1 protein-coding gene is annotated in these 900 nt (G+C 58.6%); it reads left to right on the top strand.

The window, feature by feature from the left end; translation table 11 throughout:
- Window positions 1–17: 17 nt before the first annotated feature.
- The coding region (locus C481_RS00005; protein WP_152422114.1) for a DUF7827 domain-containing protein at window positions 18–900 on the top strand (883 nt) is incomplete at its 3' end.

Below are 900 nucleotides of genomic sequence, written 5' to 3'. Positions count from 1 at the left end.
AAGAACTGTCAACGGGCGTGACTGCAGAGTCTGACGAGTTCTCCGTCGAAGAGACGCCTGAGGGCGACATCACGTTCCCGGACACGTTCAACGAGAACCTGGGTAACACCGGCGAAATCGTTGTCAACATCGACAACTACGACGGAGCGGTCTACGTCCAGTTCGGTGACGAAGACACGACCAACTACCAGACGCTGCTCGAAGTTGAAGACACGAGTGACAGCGGCAACGTCACGATCGAGTACGACACGACGGAGGTCGGCGCAAGCGCCTTCAGTCTCGCAGACAGTGACGACTCGCTCGAGCACCTCTCCAGTACCGACGGCATTGACGCCCCGCTCGAACCAGACGAGAGTTACAGCCTGACTGCTGGTATCGCTGCAAACGACACGACCGTCACTGACAAGACCGACGGCTCGTCGTTCTACCTCGGCGACCGCAACGGCATGAGTGACCTTGCAAGCGCGACGGCTCCTGCTGGTGACGACCTCGACGATACGGTCGTCACCGCAACGGACGAGATCGCGAACGGTGACCAGCTGCTCGGTCTTATCGAAGCGGAAGACGTCTTCGCGCTCCTCAGCGAGGATGACGACGCAGACAGTCTCGATAGCAACGATGTCAATATCTCCGTGACCGAGGTTGACCCTGGCGCAAACGCTGAGCCAGAAACCTGGTCCATCGGTGAGGGCGACTTCACTGGTGACGACATCGAGATCGTCGAAACCGACGAAGAGAACGGCACTGTTCTCTTCTCCCTGAACAGCTACGACTTCCTCGAGAACGACGAGGCATACGAACTCAACGTCTCGCTCGAAGAGGGCAACGTCCTCCTCAGCGGCGATGAGGACGAAAGCGTCAGTACCGAGTTCTCGCTGGCTCAGCCAGAACTCGAACTCG

It is taken from the genome of Natrialba asiatica DSM 12278, assembly GCF_000337555.1.
GTDB lineage: Archaea > Halobacteriota > Halobacteria > Halobacteriales > Natrialbaceae > Natrialba > Natrialba asiatica.
The sequence above is the reverse complement of the archived record's forward strand: the minus strand, read 5'-3'. Positions and strand labels throughout refer to the sequence as shown.